This window comes from Leifsonia sp. NPDC056665, from assembly GCF_042791795.1.
Classification (GTDB): domain Bacteria; phylum Actinomycetota; class Actinomycetes; order Actinomycetales; family Microbacteriaceae; genus Leifsonia.
Genome location: NZ_JBHTXK010000002.1, coordinates 103,267 through 118,948, shown reverse-complemented (window position 1 = coordinate 118,948; position 15,682 = coordinate 103,267). Strand labels below are relative to the sequence as shown.

At 71.9% G+C, this 15,682-nt stretch carries 14 protein-coding genes; 7 read left to right on the top strand and 7 right to left on the bottom strand.

Features of this window, described 5'->3' with window-relative positions:
• The first annotated feature begins 22 nt into the window (after positions 1 to 22).
• Positions 23 to 1,006 carry a 1,4-dihydroxy-2-naphthoate polyprenyltransferase gene (locus ACFQ9V_RS02805; protein ID WP_382457656.1) on the top strand — a complete coding sequence of 328 codons (984 nt, stop codon included), beginning with the start codon at positions 23 to 25 and terminating at the stop codon, positions 1,004 to 1,006.
• On the opposite strand, the gene ACFQ9V_RS02800 is transcribed toward ACFQ9V_RS02805, so the two are convergent.
• Positions 994 to 1,287 (bottom strand): DUF4229 domain-containing protein, encoded by a 294-nt coding sequence (locus tag ACFQ9V_RS02800; protein WP_382457655.1) that lies wholly within the window; start codon positions 1,285 to 1,287, stop codon positions 994 to 996. The two genes, ACFQ9V_RS02805 and ACFQ9V_RS02800, sit on opposite strands and share 13 nt — an antisense overlap.
• A gap of 63 nt (positions 1,288 to 1,350) precedes the next feature.
• On the opposite strand from ACFQ9V_RS02800, the gene ACFQ9V_RS02795 reads away from it, so the two are divergent.
• Together ACFQ9V_RS02795 and menD are read left to right on the top strand one after the other, a co-directional pair.
• Positions 1,351 to 1,704, top strand: coding sequence for a PLD nuclease N-terminal domain-containing protein (locus tag ACFQ9V_RS02795; protein WP_382457654.1), 354 nt, complete (start codon positions 1,351 to 1,353; stop codon positions 1,702 to 1,704).
• Positions 1,697 to 3,472 carry a 2-succinyl-5-enolpyruvyl-6-hydroxy-3-cyclohexene-1-carboxylic-acid synthase gene (gene menD, locus ACFQ9V_RS02790; RefSeq protein ID WP_382457653.1) on the top strand — a complete coding sequence of 592 codons (1,776 nt, stop codon included), beginning with the start codon at positions 1,697 to 1,699 and terminating at the stop codon, positions 3,470 to 3,472. The genes ACFQ9V_RS02795 and menD overlap by 8 nt, the downstream gene beginning before the upstream one ends.
• Positions 3,473 to 3,510: 38 nt before the next feature.
• On the opposite strand, the gene ACFQ9V_RS02785 is transcribed toward menD, so the two are convergent.
• Complete coding sequence (locus tag ACFQ9V_RS02785) at positions 3,511 to 4,365, bottom strand: LysM domain-containing protein (RefSeq protein WP_382457652.1); 855 nt, start codon at positions 4,363 to 4,365, stop codon at positions 3,511 to 3,513.
• A gap of 164 nt (positions 4,366 to 4,529) precedes the next feature.
• Here ACFQ9V_RS02785 and ACFQ9V_RS02780 point away from each other — a divergent pair, with 164 nt between their 5' ends.
• Positions 4,530 to 5,075 carry an acyl-CoA thioesterase gene (locus ACFQ9V_RS02780; protein ID WP_382457927.1) on the top strand — a complete coding sequence of 182 codons (546 nt, stop codon included), beginning with the start codon at positions 4,530 to 4,532 and terminating at the stop codon, positions 5,073 to 5,075.
• A 44-nt stretch (positions 5,076 to 5,119) separates the two neighbouring features.
• Here the strand turns inward: ACFQ9V_RS02780 and ACFQ9V_RS02775 are convergent, their stop codons facing one another.
• Positions 5,120 to 6,490 carry an FAD-binding oxidoreductase gene (locus ACFQ9V_RS02775; protein ID WP_382457651.1) on the bottom strand — a complete coding sequence of 457 codons (1,371 nt, stop codon included), beginning with the start codon at positions 6,488 to 6,490 and terminating at the stop codon, positions 5,120 to 5,122.
• An 84-nt stretch (positions 6,491 to 6,574) separates the two neighbouring features.
• Between ACFQ9V_RS02775 and ACFQ9V_RS02770 the strand changes: the two genes are divergently transcribed.
• Positions 6,575 to 7,528 (top strand): DNA-3-methyladenine glycosylase family protein, encoded by a 954-nt coding sequence (locus ACFQ9V_RS02770; RefSeq protein WP_382457650.1) that lies wholly within the window; start codon positions 6,575 to 6,577, stop codon positions 7,526 to 7,528.
• Positions 7,529 to 7,563: 35 nt separating this feature from the next.
• Here the strand turns inward: ACFQ9V_RS02770 and ACFQ9V_RS02765 are convergent, their stop codons facing one another.
• Together ACFQ9V_RS02765 and ACFQ9V_RS02760 are read right to left on the bottom strand one after the other, a co-directional pair.
• Positions 7,564 to 8,118: an SRPBCC domain-containing protein gene (locus tag ACFQ9V_RS02765; RefSeq protein WP_382457649.1), complete on the bottom strand. Its 555-nt coding sequence runs from the start codon at positions 8,116 to 8,118 to the stop codon at positions 7,564 to 7,566.
• 120 nt (positions 8,119 to 8,238) lie between these two features.
• Complete coding sequence (locus ACFQ9V_RS02760; protein WP_382457648.1) at positions 8,239 to 9,828, bottom strand: phytoene desaturase family protein; 1,590 nt, start codon at positions 9,826 to 9,828, stop codon at positions 8,239 to 8,241.
• Between the two features lie 288 nt (positions 9,829 to 10,116).
• Between ACFQ9V_RS02760 and ACFQ9V_RS02755 the strand changes: the two genes are divergently transcribed.
• Entirely contained in the window at positions 10,117 to 10,518 is a 402-nt protein-coding gene (locus ACFQ9V_RS02755) for a hypothetical protein (protein WP_382457647.1), read from the top strand.
• Between the two features lie 58 nt (positions 10,519 to 10,576).
• Here the strand turns inward: ACFQ9V_RS02755 and ACFQ9V_RS02750 are convergent, their stop codons facing one another.
• The gene (locus ACFQ9V_RS02750) at positions 10,577 to 11,482 is read right to left on the bottom strand and encodes a LysR substrate-binding domain-containing protein (RefSeq protein ID WP_382457646.1); all 906 of its coding nucleotides are present in this window, start codon (positions 11,480 to 11,482) and stop codon (positions 10,577 to 10,579) included.
• Between the two features lie 162 nt (positions 11,483 to 11,644).
• Here ACFQ9V_RS02750 and ACFQ9V_RS02745 point away from each other — a divergent pair, with 162 nt between their 5' ends.
• The gene (locus ACFQ9V_RS02745; protein WP_382457645.1) at positions 11,645 to 15,364 is read left to right on the top strand and encodes a proline dehydrogenase family protein; all 3,720 of its coding nucleotides are present in this window, start codon (positions 11,645 to 11,647) and stop codon (positions 15,362 to 15,364) included.
• Between the two features lie 12 nt (positions 15,365 to 15,376).
• On the opposite strand, the gene ACFQ9V_RS02740 is transcribed toward ACFQ9V_RS02745, so the two are convergent.
• Positions 15,377 to 15,652 (bottom strand): hypothetical protein, encoded by a 276-nt coding sequence (locus ACFQ9V_RS02740; protein WP_382457644.1) that lies wholly within the window; start codon positions 15,650 to 15,652, stop codon positions 15,377 to 15,379.
• Positions 15,653 to 15,682 lie beyond the last annotated feature (30 nt).

Below are 15,682 nucleotides of genomic sequence, written 5' to 3'. Positions count from 1 at the left end.
TGTTGTTACGATTCCCACTGTGATGAGCCAGAACAACCCTCGAATGCAGCGGATGGTGCCGCCCCCGGCGCGCGGACCTCGTGGCGGGCGGAGCGGGCGCCCGGGCGCCAAGGCTTCCGCCGCGCGTCCGGCCACGGCATCCGACTGGATCGCCGGCGCGCGGCTGCGGACGCTCCCGCTCGCGATCGCTCCCGTGCTCATCGGCGTCGGCGCGGCGAAGGTCGTGGAAGGCGCGGGCATCTGGCACCCGATCCGCTCGCTGCTCTGCCTGGCGGTCGCCGTGCTGCTCCAGATCGGCGTCAACTACGCCAACGACTACTCCGACGGCATCCGCGGCACCGACCAGTACCGCGTCGGGCCGGGGCGCCTCACCGGCTCGGGCAAGGCCGCGCCCAAGAAGGTGCTCACGGTCGCCCTCACCTTCTTCGGCCTCGCGGCGGTCGCGGGGCTCATCCTCGTCCTGCTCACCCAACTCTGGTGGGTGCTCATCGTCGGGGCCGCGGCCATCGCGGCCGCCTGGTTCTACACCGGGGGGAAGCGTCCGTACGGCTACTACGGCCTCGGCGAGGTGTTCGTCTTCGTCTTCTTCGGTCTGGTCGCCACGGCGGGGACGACCTACATGCTGGCCAAGACGGTCAACCAGGAGGCCTGGCTCGGCGGCGTGATCGCCGGACTCATCGCGTGCGCGGTGCTCATGGTCAACAACATCCGCGACATCGAGCCCGACCGCCTCGCCAAGAAGCGCACGCTCGCCGTCCTGCTCGGCAACCGCGCCTCCCGGATCGTGTTCTGCGTGTTCCTGCTCGTGCCGTTCGGCATCCTCGCGGTGCTGGCGCTGTTCTACCCGTTCGCGTGGTTCGGGATGTTCGCGCTGCTCGCCGCGCTGCCGGCGTGCGTCATCACGCTGTTCGGCAAGGCGCCGCGCGAGCTCATCACGGCGCTGCAGCTCACCAGCCTCACCGGACTGCTCGTGGCGCTCGCGCTCGGCGCGGCCTACGCCTTCTGACCGGGCGCGTTCTTGTGGGCGTCGCCCGCAGCGGCCTCCGCCTGCGCGGCGTCGATGGCCTCGTCCTCGGCGTCGTCCGCTGACGGAGCCGGCTTGTCGCGGTGGCGCGCCGCGTACAGATCGGACGCGACCGCGTGGCGCTGCTTGGCGAGCAGGATATACGAGAGGCACAGACCGATGAGGGCTGCGGCGATGACGGACGCGTACCAGACGATTCCGAGCAGAAGCAGGATCACGAGCGGCACCGCGAACAGCACGAGGCGCAGCACGGTGTAGGTCAACCAAGAGGGAATCCGCTTCACCCTCCCAGCTTAGGCAGGCTCGCTGAGAGTTACGATGTAGGCATGGTTCGCCTCTGGATAGTCCTCGGCGTCGCAGCCGCGGTTTTCTACATCTATTCGGTGGCAGACTGCGCTCTCTTCGACCGTTCCAGGGTGCGTGGCCTACCCAAGCCCGTGTGGGTGCTCGTCATCGTCCTGTTCCCGATCATCGGCGGGATCCTCTGGTTCCTGATCGGCCGCGGCCGACGACGCGCAGACGTCGGCCGGAGGATCAGCGCCCCGGACGACGACCCCGCGTTCCTCGGCAAGCTCCGGATCGACCACGACCAGGAGGAGCGCATCCGCCGGCTCGAGAAGGAGCTGGCCGACCTCGACGACAACGGTCCAGACGACCAGACCGGCCGACGGGATGGGTGACCCGCGGGTCTCGGAAGAGCCCGCGGAGGTGGAGCAGACCGGGAACCCGGCGACCGACTACGCCCTCGCGCTCCTCGCCAGCTTCGTGGAGGCGGGTGTCTCCGACATCGTCGTGAGCCCGGGATCGCGCTCGCAGGCGCTCGCGCTCGCCGCGGCCGAGCTCGAACGCGCGGGGGCCGCGCGGCTGCACGTGCGGATCGACGAGCGCGTCGGCGGCTTCCTCGCGCTCGGGCTGACCCGGGAGACCGGCGCCCCGACGGTGATCGTCACGACCAGCGGCACGGCGACCGCGAACCTCCATCCGGCCGTGCTGGAGGCCCACGAGGCCGGCATCCCGATGATCGTCGTCACCGCCGACCGGCCGAGCGAGCTGCGTGGCATCCGCTCGAACCAGACCACGCGGCAGGACGGGCTCTACGGGACCGTCGTGCGCGCCAGCCATGACGTCACGGCACCCGTCGGCGCGGAGGGCGAGGCCGAGGAGGCGCGGGCGCTCGCGCGTTCCGCCGTCGAGGAGGCCGTGGGCGCGGCGACCGCGGACCCAGGGCCGGTGCACCTCAACGTCGGATTCCGTGAGCCGCTGTCGGTCGCGGTCCCGCCCGTGCGGGGGGTCGCCCGCGGCGACCTGCCCGCGACGGCCGGACCGGCGGCGCTCGGCCGTGAGGTCGTGGAGCTGCCTGAGGGCCCGCTCACGGTCGTCGTCGCCGGAGCGGACGCCGGAGTCGCGGCAGCGGAGCTCGCCCGCACGGGCGGCTACCCGTTGCTCGCCGAGGTGTCGAGCGGCGCCCGCTTCGGGCCGGAGCTGGTGGTCGCGTACCGCGAGCTGCTGCGGGACGAATCCTTCGGCGCCAGGGTGCAGCGGGCCGTCGTGTTCGGGCATCCCACGCTCAGCCGGGAGGTCCCGGCTCTTCTCTTGCGCGACGACGTCGAGGTGCTGGTCGTCGCGCCGACCGGTCGCGAAGCGTACAACCCGGGCCGGCGCGCACGGGTCGTCGGGGGCGTCAGCGCGCCCGCCGGCGTCGACCTCCGCAGCCCGGAGGTGCGGTCGTGGGTCGGGAGCTGGGTCTTCGCGAGCCGGCGCCTGACCGAGGAGGCCGAGCGGGCGGCAGACCCCGCGGCGTCCGCCCCCGACGTCGAGAAAGCGCGATCGTACGAGCCGGCCGACGCCCTCGCGTTCGCGCGCGCCGAGCTGGCCGCGGTCCGCGCGCCGATCACCCGGCCGCTGCTGGCGGAGGCGCTCTGGCGATACACCTGGCCGCACGACCGGCTCGTGCTGGGAGCGTCCCGCCTCATCCGCGACGCCGACCGGCTGGTGCAGGGGAAGAAGATCGTGGTGCACTCCAACCGCGGGCTCGCGGGCATCGACGGGACGATCGCGACGGCCACGGGCATCGCACTCGCCGCCGAGGCGCGGGCGGCGGAGGCCGGCGCTGCCGCGGGTGTCACCCGTGTGCTGCTCGGCGACCTCACCCTGCTGCACGATGTGGGCGCCTTGCTCGGAGGGGCGGGGGAGGCGCGCCCGCACCTGCAGGTCGTGGTCGGCAACGACGGCGGCGGGACGATCTTCGACGGGCTGGAGGTCGCGGCGACCGCGCCGGCCGAGGCGTTCGACCGGGTGCTGTACACGCCACAGGCGGTCGACCTGTCGGCGCTCGCGCGCGCGTACGGCTGGGAGTACGGGCGTGCAGGCACCAAGGGCGAGCTCGACCAGGCGCTCTCGGCGCCGCCAGCGGGAGCGAGCCTCCTCGAGGTGCCGCTGCCGCGCTGAGTGGTCTCGACCACCGGGGACGAAGAGCGGCGTCCTTCCTACAGGCTGTCCGGGTCCAGGTTCAGCGCCGTCGACGCGAGCAGGTACTGGTTGCCGCCGTCCCCGGGCAGGTCCGGGTTGAGCCAGAGCAGCCATTCCACCGGGATGCCGAAACGGTCGGCGACGGCCGTCGTCGTGTCGCCCTGCGCGACCTCATAGCGTCTCGGGGCGCCGCTCGCGGTCTTCGCCGTCACCGCGCCGGCCGCGTTGGGCCGGGCTCCCGAGTCGACGGGGTGCACGTTCGACGGACGGACCGGCACCGACCAGCGGACCGTGTCCACTGCGAGCACCTTGTCCGGGCCGAGCTCCTGCGGTACTCCGTCGAAGGTTGACGCTGAGGAGTAGGTGACGAGCGTGCCGAGATAGGACGGCTGGCCGGCCCCGGCCAGCAGCGCCGTGGACGCCGGGGCGGGGGCGGAAGTCGGGCCACCGAGCTGGTGGTCCCCGACGCCGTGGTAGGTCAGGCCGTCGCCGACGCGGGGCGGGGTATCGATGAAGGTGACCGACACCGGGACCGGGACCGTCGAGGTGAAGTTCGAGAACTCCGCCGAGTAGGTGTCGTTCCCGTTCGAGACAACCCGGTAGTGGAAGTGGATGCTGCCCTTGGGCGACGCGACGCTCGCCTCCGCGACCACGGTGCCGGCCGGGACCGGCGTGAGCGTCGGCGGGGGAACGGGCGTGGGCGTGGGCGTGGGTGTCGCGGTCGCCGTGCCGTAGCTGCGATCCTCCGCCATCGGCGTCGTGGTGGGTTTGGGCGTCCGCGAGTGCGTGGGCGCGGCGCCCGGCCGGCCTCCGCCCCCGAACAGCGCGCAGCCCGCGAGCAGCGAGACGACGGCGACGGCGGCGACCGCCACGGCCGCCGTTCGTCGAGCACGTGCGCGAGCGGCTTTCGACGCAGTGAGTCCCCGGAATATTCGATTCAGCACGATTTCCCCCTCGCAGAACCCTAGTGGGCTTGGAGAGGGTCCACAACGAAGATGAGGAGGGCTTGGCGCTTCACTAACATGACCGCGTGCACATGATCTTCCGGACGATGCTCCACGCGCTCCTCTCCCGGTTCGGCGCCCGACTAGGCCACTGGGACGTGGCGCGCACCCGCTTCCGGGTGATGCCGACGGACCTCGACATCCTCAAGCACATGAACAACGGCGTGTACCTGTCGATCGCCGATATCGGGCGGTTCGACCTGCTGCGCAGGAACGGCGTCTGGGGGATCTTCGAGCAGCGCGGCTGGTATCCGGTGGTCGCGTCGGAGACCATCTCGTTCCGCAAGTCGCTGGAGCTCTGGCAGTCGTTCGTGGTCGAGTCGCGCATCCTCGGGTTCGACGAGAAGGCCGTCTACGTCGAGCAGCGGTTCACGGTCGGCGGCGAGATCTACACCCAGGCATTCATCCGCGGCCGGTTCCTGAAGCGCAGCGGTGGGGTCGTGTCCATCGAGGAGCTGCTGGAGGCCGTCGGGCCCGCGCCGACCGATGTCACCGTCCCGGAGTGGCTGCTCGAGTGGGGCGCGGACGCAACGCTGCCCTCGACGCGCGCAGAGGCGCCGAGCGTCTGGGCCGACTGAGGCTTTGGGCCGACTGAGCGCTGGGGCCGAGTGAGCGCCGCCGCTCAGGCCGGACCGAACGCGAAGACGCCCTCCGGGTCATAGCTGGCGCGCGCCTCGGTGAGCCGAGCGCCCACGTCGGCCGGCCAGGCGGCCGCGAACGTGGCCGGGTCGGTCAGGTCGGCCGCCCAGTTGACGTTGGTGACCGCGGAGATGCGGTGCTCCAGCGCGCGGGAGATCGCCTCTGCCGACGCGGGCGCGGCGGAGGCGAAAGTCGCGGGATCGGCGGCGATGGCGCTCAGGGTGAAGCCGCTGTCGCGTCCGCCGACCGCCGTGCCGTCGTTCGTGTCGCGCCGGGCCGCACCGCCGAGCTGGCGGATCTCCAGGGCGAGGAAGGGCGACTCGACCCGCGGGCCGGCGACGTCGAGCAGGGCGTCGCCGTCCGCGGTGTCGAAGTCGTCGAGCATGAAGCCGCGGATCCAGGCAGGGGAGCCCTCCTCCGGGTCGTTGTGGATGGTCGCGACCGCCGTCGTCGGGATCTCGCCCACGACGTCGAGGAAGACCGGCGCCGCCGCGCGGATGGGGGCGAACAGGCGCTCGCCCTCCGCGGCGTCGCCCGGGTAGGCGAACCGCACGCTCAGCACGGTGCGCCCGCGCAGCGGCGGAGGCGGCCCGTCGACGTCGGGGATGCGCAGCAGCACGACGGAGGTCGTGGCCACCTCGCCGAGCGAGCCCGCCCAGTCGACCCACGCACGAAAGGCCGGCTCGATCGCCTCGCCTTCGAAGAACACGCTGCCCGCGTAGAGAGTGGTGAGCGGCACCAGCTCGAGCGTCATCTCGGTGACGACACCGAGGCCGCCCTTGCCGCCGCGGAGCGCCCAGAACAGCTCGGGATGCGAGTCGGCGTCGGCCGTCACGACGTCGCCCTCCGCGGTGACGACGCGGAAGCCGCGCACCCAGTCGGCGGTGAAGCCGTGCGTGCGGGCCAGCGGGCCGAGGCCACCGCCGAGGGTGTAGCCGACCGCGCCGACGCTGGTCGAGGACCCGGTGACCGGGGCCAGCCCGAACTCGGCGGACGCGGCGATGACCGGCGCCCAGCGGACTCCCGCGCCCAGGCGGACGAGGCGGGATGCGGCATCCACGTCGATCGCGTCGAGTGCACGGGTGGAGACGATGAGGCCGCCGCTGATCGGGGCCTCCGAGCCGTGGCCGGTGGCCTGGACGCGCACGGGGAGGCCCTGCTCCCGGGCGAAGCGCACGGCTTCCGCGACGTCCTCCTCGTCGATGACGGCGACCACGACATCCGGGTCGTGGTGGACGGTGGGATTGAAACAGGCGACCTCGGCGGCCAGCCCCTCGTCGCCGCGCACGTAGACGGTTCCGTGGACGCGGTCGCGGAGGCGCGCGACGGCGTCGGCTTCGATGTCGATTCCCATGAGGCGAACCTAGGGGAGGCCACCGACAGGCGGCCAGCCCCGTCCTCGGCGCCGCAGTCAGCCGCGTGACGTAGCATGCCGTGCATGACCGCCGTGCTCCCCGCTGGCGCCCCCTCCGGGCGCGCCGTGGAGACCGTGTACCGTCCGGACGGTCCACTGGACCTCCCGGGCACGCTGGGCCAGCTCGGCCGCGGGGCGTACGACCCGACGACCACCTGGGACCTCGGCGGCATGTGGCGCACCTGGCGCACGCCGGAGGGGCCGGCGACGCTCCGCGTCCTCCGGCCCGTGGCCGACGGCAGCGTCGCGGCGGCAGCGTGGGGTCCCGGCGCGCACTGGGTGATCTCCGCGGTGCCGGGGCTGCTCGGCAGCGGCGACGACTGGTCGGCGCTCGACGTCGGGTCGCATCCGCTGCTGAGGCAGAGCCTGCACCGCAACCCCGGGCTCCGCCTGACGCGGACGGGGCTCGTGCTGGAGGCGCTCCTCCCGGCGATCATCGAGCAACGCGTCACCAGCCTGGAGGCCTACCGTTCCTGGGCGCGGCTGCTGCGCTGGTACGGCGAGCCGGCGCCGGGGCCCGCACCCGAGGGGATGCGGGTGGTGCCGACGCTCCAGCAGTGGCGCGGCATCCCGTCGTGGGACTGGCATCGCGCCGGAGTGGACCCGCGGCGCGCCCGTGCCGCGCAGGCGGTGCTCGTGCTGGCTCCGTCGCTGGAGCGCGCGATCGGAGCCGCCGCCTCCCTCGACGCAGCGGAGACCGCCCTCCGCACCATCTCCGGCGTCGGGCAGTGGACCGCGGCCGAGACCATGCAGCGCTCGCACGCGCATCCCGACCTGGTCAGCGTCGGCGACTACCACCTGGCGCATCAGGTCGGCGAGGCGCTCACCGGCTCGCGCGTGGACGACGACGGCATGCTCGAACTGCTGGAGCCGTGGCGCGGCCAGCGTCAGCGCGTCGTGCGGCTGATCCTGGCCAGCGGGTTCCGGTTCCAGCGCAGGGGGCCGCGCATCACCCTTCAGGACCACCGCTGGCACTGAGCGGCGGCCGGCGCGGCCGTTAACGGCAGGAGCGCTCAGCCGGTGGTGCCGTTCCGCTGAGCGGTCTGGTGCTCGACGCGGATGTCGTGGTCCAGCTCGCGGCACAGGGTCTCGTAGTGCTCGCGCATCGCCGGGTAGTAGTCGTCCCAGTTCGGCAGCGGCTTGCCGTTGTGCGCCGCCACGAGGCGGTCGAGGTAGTAGTCCCAGCCGATGCAGTAGTCCGCCGAGGTGCCGATCGCGCGCAGCCGCTGGCCGAAGGTGACGGTCGTGTGGCCGCTGGCCTCCGTCAGGTGGACGAACATCACGAGCGAGTCCGGCGCCTTGCCGACGTCGACGTGGAGTCGGTGCGGGGCGTCGCAGAGCATGACGGCGACGTTCTGCCACTCGGCATCGTCGCCCTCCGCGTTCATCCGGAACTTGACGGCGCCGGTCGAGCCCGTGCCCGTGTACTCGCCGATCCACTCGGCAAGCCGCGGGGACCTGCTGAAGTAGGTCCACACCTCCTCGATCGGAGCTTTGAAGATGCGGTCGAGCACCACGTACACTCCGTCGTCCTTGCGTACGAGTCGTCCTGTCGGCTGCGGCATCATGGTGACCTCCTACAGAGTCCCCCTCGTGATCCACACACTAGTCACCGGTTCGCGATTCCGGCAGGGGGCCACGCCTGGGTGTCGCGTGCGAGTCCTTCCAGTCCTCGAAGGCGCGGGCGATCAGCCTTCCAGGACCGCCATCGCCGCGTTGTGGCCGCCGAGTCCGCTCACCGCGCCGCCGCGGCGGGCTCCCGAGCCGCAGAGCAGGATGCGGTCGTGCCGCGTCGCGACGCCCCAGCGCTCGGCCGGGGTGCGCAGGTCGTCGCCGTCCTCCGCGAACGGCCACGACAGCGGGCCGTGGAAGATGTTGCCGCCCGGCATGTTGAGCGCCTGCTCGAGGTCGCGGGTGGTCTTCGTCTCGATGCAGGGGTTGCCGTCGCCGTCGGTGAGCAGGAGGCTCTCGACCGGCTCGGCGAGCACCGAGTTCAGCGAGGCGAGCACCGCGTCCTGCAGCCGCTGCCGGGTGGCGTCGTTGTTGTCGTCGGTCAGCCAGCGGTCGGGGGTGTGCAGGCCGAACACCGTGATGGTGTGCGCTCCGCTCTCCGCGAGCTCCGGGTCGAGGATGCTCGGGTCCGCCAGCGTGTGGCAGTAGATCTCGCAGGGAAGGAGCTCGGGCATCACGCCGCGCAGCATCCCGTCGTGCGCGGACTCGAGCTGCGTGAGCGTCTCGTTGATGTGGAACGTGCCGCCGAACGCCGCGGCCGGGTCCACCGACTCGTCCCGCAGTCGCGGCAGCCGCTCCAGGAGGAGGTTGACCTTGACCTGGGCGCCCTCCGCGCGCGGGCGGGGCGGGTCGGCGGTCTCGCCCAGGAGGCGGTCGAGCACGTCCGGGGCGACGTTGACGAGCACGGTGCCGCCGTCCACTCGACGCTCGTGGCCGTTGCGCGTGTAGGAGACGGTGCCGTCCGGGCTGATGGAGGTGACGTCCGCGCCGGTGACGATGCGCGCGCCGGCCTCGCGGGCGACGCGGGCGAGCTCGCCGGTGACGGAGCCCATGCCGCCGACCGGGACGTCCCACTCGCCGGTGCCCTGACCGATCACGTGGTAGAGGAAGCAGCGGTTCTGGGACAGGTCGGGGCTGTCCACGCTGGCGAACGTGCCGATCAGCGCGTCCGTCGCCGCGACGCCGCGCACCAGGTCGTTCCGGAGGCGGGACTCGATGAAGCCGCCGATCGGGCGCTCGATGAGCGCGTCCCAGAGCTCGTCGTCGCCGACGAGGGCTTTCGCCTCGCTGCGGGTGAGCAGCGGTTCGGTGACCGTGGGCCAGAGCGCGCGGGCCACAGCCCCCGTGGACTCGTAGAAGCGGTCGAACGCCTCGGCGTCGTCGGCGGCGCCGATCCGGGCGAAGGACGCGGCTGTGGCCTCCGCGTCGGTGTTGTCGATGAGGAGGCCCGCGCCGTCGGGGTCGCCGGGCACGGGCGTATAGGAGGAGTAGCGCCGCCGGGCCAGCCGGATGTCGAGGCCGAGGTCTTCGATGATCCGCTGCGGCAGGAGGCTGACGAGGTAGGAGTAGCGCGACAGCCGGGCCTCCACGCCGGGGAACGCCTGGGCGCTGACGGCCGCGCCGCCGACGTCGTCCAGCCGTTCGAGCAGGATGACGCTGCGCCCTGCCTTGGCGAGATAGGCGGCGGCGGTGAGGCCGTTGTGCCCGCCGCCGACGATCACGACATCGTGGCTCGCGGCTGCGGGGGAGGCTGCGGGGTCGGTCATGGCTCAGAGCCTAGGGGATGTGCTCGGGCGGCACCGCGTGGTCCGCAGACGCAACTGCGCGAACTACTAGGCTGCCCGCCCGCCACCACCCCGTGAGCACCCGCCGACCATGCCCCGGCTCATCATCTATCCCACTAGCATTAGAGTTTCAGACAGCTGACTTACCTGCCTCCCTCGTACAACCTGGGGTACCTCCCGATCATTCGTTCGTACTGTCTTCCAGGGGACTATTTTTGTCAGACGAATCTGACAGCCCAGGGCTCAGCCGTTTGATGAAGGGAGAGGGCGATGTCTTTCGACCTGGAGGATGACCTGTTTCGAGCACGAGTCGAACCTGCGGTTCGGGGTTCTGTTGGTGCGGGGAATCTCGTTGCGACGATCTTGTTGCTGATTCTCTTGATTGTCGTCGGCGCTGTGCTCTCGTTTTTCGTGATTCTTCAGCAGATGGGGATTGCTGCGTGCAGCGCCATCCCGACACAGTGCGACTATGAGCTCCTTGAAGTCACGACCTGGATTACGCCAACTGTTGTCCTCGTCGGAATCGTTCTCTCGATTGTCTCGGTCAGTCTTCGTCGAGGCGGCTCCGGGCGCACCTGGTGGCTGCCTCTTCTTGGCATTGGGCTCACCGTCATTGCCTTTGTGGTTGCCTCGATGCTGGTGGCCGCAGCCATTCGTGGCGCGACTGGTTGATCGTGACGGTCACAATGCCGAGGACTTCTTTTTGGAGATTCTTTTGACTGGCACTCAGCTAGGGCGCGTGCTCGGGCGGCACCGCGTCGGCCAGCGCCCTGCGGGCGGCGACCACGCCGGGGGCCGACGCGGACGAGCGCCGCGCCGACGTGAAGATGGTGCGCCGCGGCGACCCGGGGAGGGGGAGGAGCGCCACCTCCGGGCGCGCGCCGGCCCAGACCAGGTCGGGGAGGAGGCCGACCGCGTTGCCCGACGCGACCAGCCGGATGTGCGTCACCAGGTCGGCCGTCTCGAAGCGCACGTCCGGCTCGAAGCCGGCGGCGCGGCAGAGCTGGACGGCCCAGGTGCGCGACACCGTCCCCTCCGGCTCCAGCACCCAGGGGAGCTCGGCGGCGTGCGCGAGGGAGGTCGCGCGGATGCGCGCGGTGCGGTCGGCCGAGGTGGCGAGGTGGATGCCGTCGGCGGCCAGGGCGGTGCGGTCGAGGTCGGCGCGCAGCGACCGGGTGCTGCCGGGGTACTGCTCGGCGACGGCGAGGTCGAAGTCCCGTGCCGAGACGTCGAAGAGGCCCTGCTCGGGCTCGTGCTCGGCGACCTCCACCCGCAACTCGGGGTAGTCGCGGGCGAGGGCCGCGACGGCCGCGGGGAGGATCGCGTGGGCGGCGGACTGGAAGACCGCGACCCGGACGACGCCGGCGACGGTCGCGGCGGAGCCGGCGACGGCGGCCTCCGCGGAGTCGAGGGCGTCGAGGATGGCGGCGGCGCGCTGGGCGAGCAGCTCGCCCTGCGGCGTGAACTGCAGGCGGCGCCCGGACTTCACGAGGAGGACCGCACCGGCCTCGTGCTCCAGGGTGGCGAGCTGCTGGGAGACGGAGGACGGGCTGTAGGAGAGGGCTGCCGCGACACCGGCGACGGTGCCGCGGATCCTCAACTCGTGGAGGAGGCGGAGCCTGCGGATGTCGAGCATGCCAACCATTCGGTCTAGGTGAACGATATTGTTCGGAAACGTTCGCTATTGCCGATGGTAAACCACACCGAGAATGTATCCACAGGCAGTGGCGACTGCGACTTATCCACGGATCCCCGGACATCCCGCGTCGCCTCAGGAGCGAGGAATACAGTCGTGGACATGGTTGAAGACACGGACGACGCACGCACGCTGCGGACCGAGGCGCCGAGCGCGCCTGTGGCCGGCGCGCACGCTGCCGGCGAGGTGCCGCCCGCGCAACTGGCCCAGGAGGCCGTCGAGCTCGTTCGGCGCTGGCTCGCCGAGAGCGCTCGCAGCGGCCAGGACGCCCCGCGTGATCCAGCCGCCGAGCGACTGGCCGGAGTGCTGCGCGACCCACGCGGGCTCGACTTCGCGGTCGGGTTCGTCGACGGGGTGGCACGTCCGCAGGACCTGTTCGTGGCCGGGTACAACCTGCAGCGGGTCGCCAAGAAGATCCCGGCCTTCCTGCCCTGGTACATGCGCGCGGCCGTCTGGCTCGGCGGCGTCTTCGGGCCGGTGCTGCCGTGGGTCGTCATCCCGATCGCCCGGCGCGTGCTGCGCAGCATGGTCGGGCACCTCGTGGTAGACGCGACGCCCGAGAAGCTCGGGCCGGCCATCGCGCACCTGCGCTCGCCGAGGGACCCGGAAGGGCACGGCGCCCGCCTCAACCTCAACCTGCTCGGCGAGGCCGTGCTGGGCGAGGAGGAGGCCGCCAGGCGGCTGGAGGGCACGCGCGCGCTCCTGTCGCGCGACGATGTGGACTACGTCTCGATCAAGGTGTCGTCCATCGCCTCCCAGCTCTCGATGTGGTCGTTCGACGAGACGGTCGACCGGGTCGTGGAACGGCTCGTGCCGCTGTACGAGCTGGCCGCGGCCTCTCCGTCGCCCAAGTTCATCAACCTCGACATGGAGGAGTACCGCGACCTCGATCTCACGATCGCGGTCTTCGAGCGCATCCTCGGCCGCCCGGGGCTGCTCGGGCTGGAGGCGGGGATCGTCCTCCAGGCGTACCTCCCCGACGCGCTGGACGCTCTCCAGGGGCTGACCGAGTGGTCCGCGCAGCGCCGCGCCCAGGGCGGCGCGCCGATCAAGGTGCGCGTCGTGAAGGGCGCGAACCTCGCGATGGAGCGGGTGGACGCGGCGATCCACGGCTGGCCGCTCGCGACCTACGGGAGCAAGCAGGCGACGGACACCAACTACAAGCGCGTCCTCGACTGGGCGCTGACCCCGGAGCACGCCGACGCCGTCAAGATCGGCGTCGCGGGTCACAACCTGTTCGACGTCGCCTACGCCTGGCTGCTCGCGTCGCATCGCGGCGTGACCGGCCGCATCGACTTCGAGATGCTGCTCGGCATGGCGACGGAGCAGGCGGAAGCCGTCAAGCGCACGGTCGGGCAGCTCCTGCTCTACACACCCGTGGTCGACCCTGGCGAGTTCGATGTCGCGATCTCGTACCTCATCCGGCGGCTGGAGGAGAACGCCAGCCCCGAGAACTTCATGTCGGCCGTGTTCGAGCTGGGCTCGGATCGGGGGCTCTTCGACCGGGAGCGGGACCGCTTCCTCGCGTCGGTCGCCGAGCTGGCGGCGGACGCCTCGCCACGCGGGGCGGCTCCGCTGCCCAACCGGCAGCAGGACCGCTCGCGCGAGTGGGAGCAGGAGACGGCGGAGTCGTTCACGCGACCGCCTGCGGTGGACGCGGAGGCATCGCTCGGCGGTGGCTCCGGTTCGGGTGCGGCTGACGAGGGGCTCACCAGCGTTGTGCTGGGGCTGACCCGGGGCTCGGCTGGCGTCACACTGGAGTCGCCTGCTGTCGCGGGCGCCGCTTCGACCGGCTTCCAGAACACGGCGGACACCGACCCGTCGCTCGCCGCGAACCGCGCGTGGGGAGGGCGCATCCTGGCCCGCTCGGCTACGAGCGACCTGGGCAACCAGACCATCGCTGCGGCGGAGGTCACCGACGCCGGGCACCTCGACCGCATCCTGACCGCCGTCCGCTCATCGGGCGCCGCGTGGGGCACCCGGCCGGGCTCCGAGCGCGGAGCCGTCCTCGACCGGGCAGGGCACGCCCTGGAGGCCAACCGCGACCGCCTGATCGAGGTCATGGCGAGCGAGACGGGCAAGACGATCGCCGAGGCGGACGTCGAGGTGAGCGAGGCCGTCGACTTCGCGCACTACTACGCGTCGCACGCGCGCGAGCTCGACGCTGTGCAGGGCGCGGTCTTCGTGCCGTCTGCGCTGACGGTCGTCACGCCGCCGTGGAACTTCCCGGTCGCGATCCCCGCCGGCGGCGTGCTGGCGGCGCTCGCCGCGGGCAGCGGTGTCGTCATCAAGCCGGCCCCGCAGGCGCGTCGTGCCGCGGCCGTCATGGTGGAGGCGCTGTGGGAGGCCGGCATCCCGCAGGACCTGCTGGCGCTCGTCGACGTCGCGGAGAACGACCTCGGCCGGCAGCTCGTGGCGGACCCGCGCGTGGACCGCGTCATCCTCACCGGCTCGTACGAGACGGCCAAGCTGTTCCGTTCCTGGCGGCCGGAGCTCCCGCTGCTCGCCGAGACCAGCGGTAAGAACGCCATCATCGTCACGCCGAGCGCCGACTACGACCTCGCCGTGGCCGACATCGTGAAGAGCGCCTTCGGTCACGCCGGGCAGAAGTGCTCGGCCGCGAGCCTGGTCATCCTCGTCGGGTCGGCGGCGCGCTCCGAGCGCTTCCGCAACCAGCTCGTCGACGCGACGAAGAGCATGCGCGTCGGCTACCCGCAGGACCCGGTGAGCCAGATGGGGCCGCTGATCGAGCCCGCGTCGGGCAAGCTGCTGCACGCCCTGACCACCCTCGGCGCCGACGAGGAATGGCTGGTCCAACCGCGCCCGCTCGACGACACCGGCCGGCTCTGGTCGCCGGGCATCCGCACCGGCGTGCAGCCGGGGACTTACTTCCACCTCACCGAGTTCTTCGGGCCGGTGCTCGGGATCATGACCGCGAGCACCCTCGAGGAGGCGATCCGGTTCCAGAACGCGATCGAGTACGGTCTCACCGCCGGCCTCCACTCGCTCGACTCCGACGAGCTCGCGCAGTGGCTCGAGGCGGTGGAGGCCGGCAACCTCTACGTCAACCGCGGCATCACCGGTGCGATCGTGCGGCGCCAGCCGTTCGGCGGCTGGAAGCGCTCGTCGGTCGGCGCCGGCACCAAGGCGGGCGGCCCCAACTACCTTCTCGGCCTCGGCTCCTGGCAGCCGGAGTCGGGTGCGTCCAGCTCCAGCCTCCACCTGCGCGGCCTGGAGCCCCGCGTCCAGGACCTGATCGAGTCCGGGCAGTCGTCGATGGACTATCCGGCGTTCGACCTCGTCCGCCGCTCGGCGCTCAGCGACGCGATCGCCGTAGCCACCGAGTACCACCAGGCGAAGGACGTCTCCGCACTCGGGGTGGAGCGGGACATCTTCCGCTACCGGCCCGTCCCGGTCGCCATCCGGCTCTCGGAGGGCGGCGGCCTGCCCGAGCTGCTGCGCGTGATGGCGGCCGCGACGGTCGCGCGGTCGGCGTTCACGGTGAGCACGAGCATCGCGCTGCCGCGCGGAACGCAGCAGCTCCTCAAGGCCCGCGAGGTGGAGGTCGTGGTCGAGACCGACGAGCACTGGCTGTCGCGCGTGCGCGGCCGCCGCATCACGGCGCACCGCATCCGCCTCATCGGCGGTGACCCGGTGGCGCTCGCGACGGCGCTCGGCGGGACTCCGGACGTCGCGGTCTACAGCGGCGCGGTCACCCCGTCCGGGCGGATCGAGGTGCTGCCGTTCCTCCACGAGCAGGCCATCTCGATCACCAACCACCGCTTCGGCAATCCGACGACGTTCTCGGAAGGGGTGATCTAGGGGCGGAGGACGCTACTCCTCTTCCTCCTCGAGCTCGAGGAGCTCGTCGGCGGCGTCGCGATTGCCGAGAGCCGCCAGACGGCGCAGCTCGTCGAGGTCGCCGCGCTCGGCGGCGAGCTCGACCAGGGCGTCCTCGGCGTCGGAGCTGCCGGCGTCGGCGAGTCGGCGCAGGAGGGCGAGGTCGTCGGCCTCGATCGCGGCCTCCACGGCGAGGGCGACAGCGTCCGGGTCGGTCGGCAGCGGGACGTCGGTCGGCAGGCCGGGGTCAGGCGGGGGTGTGGCGGGCATGGCACTCCTTCCGATGAGCGCCACCTTACC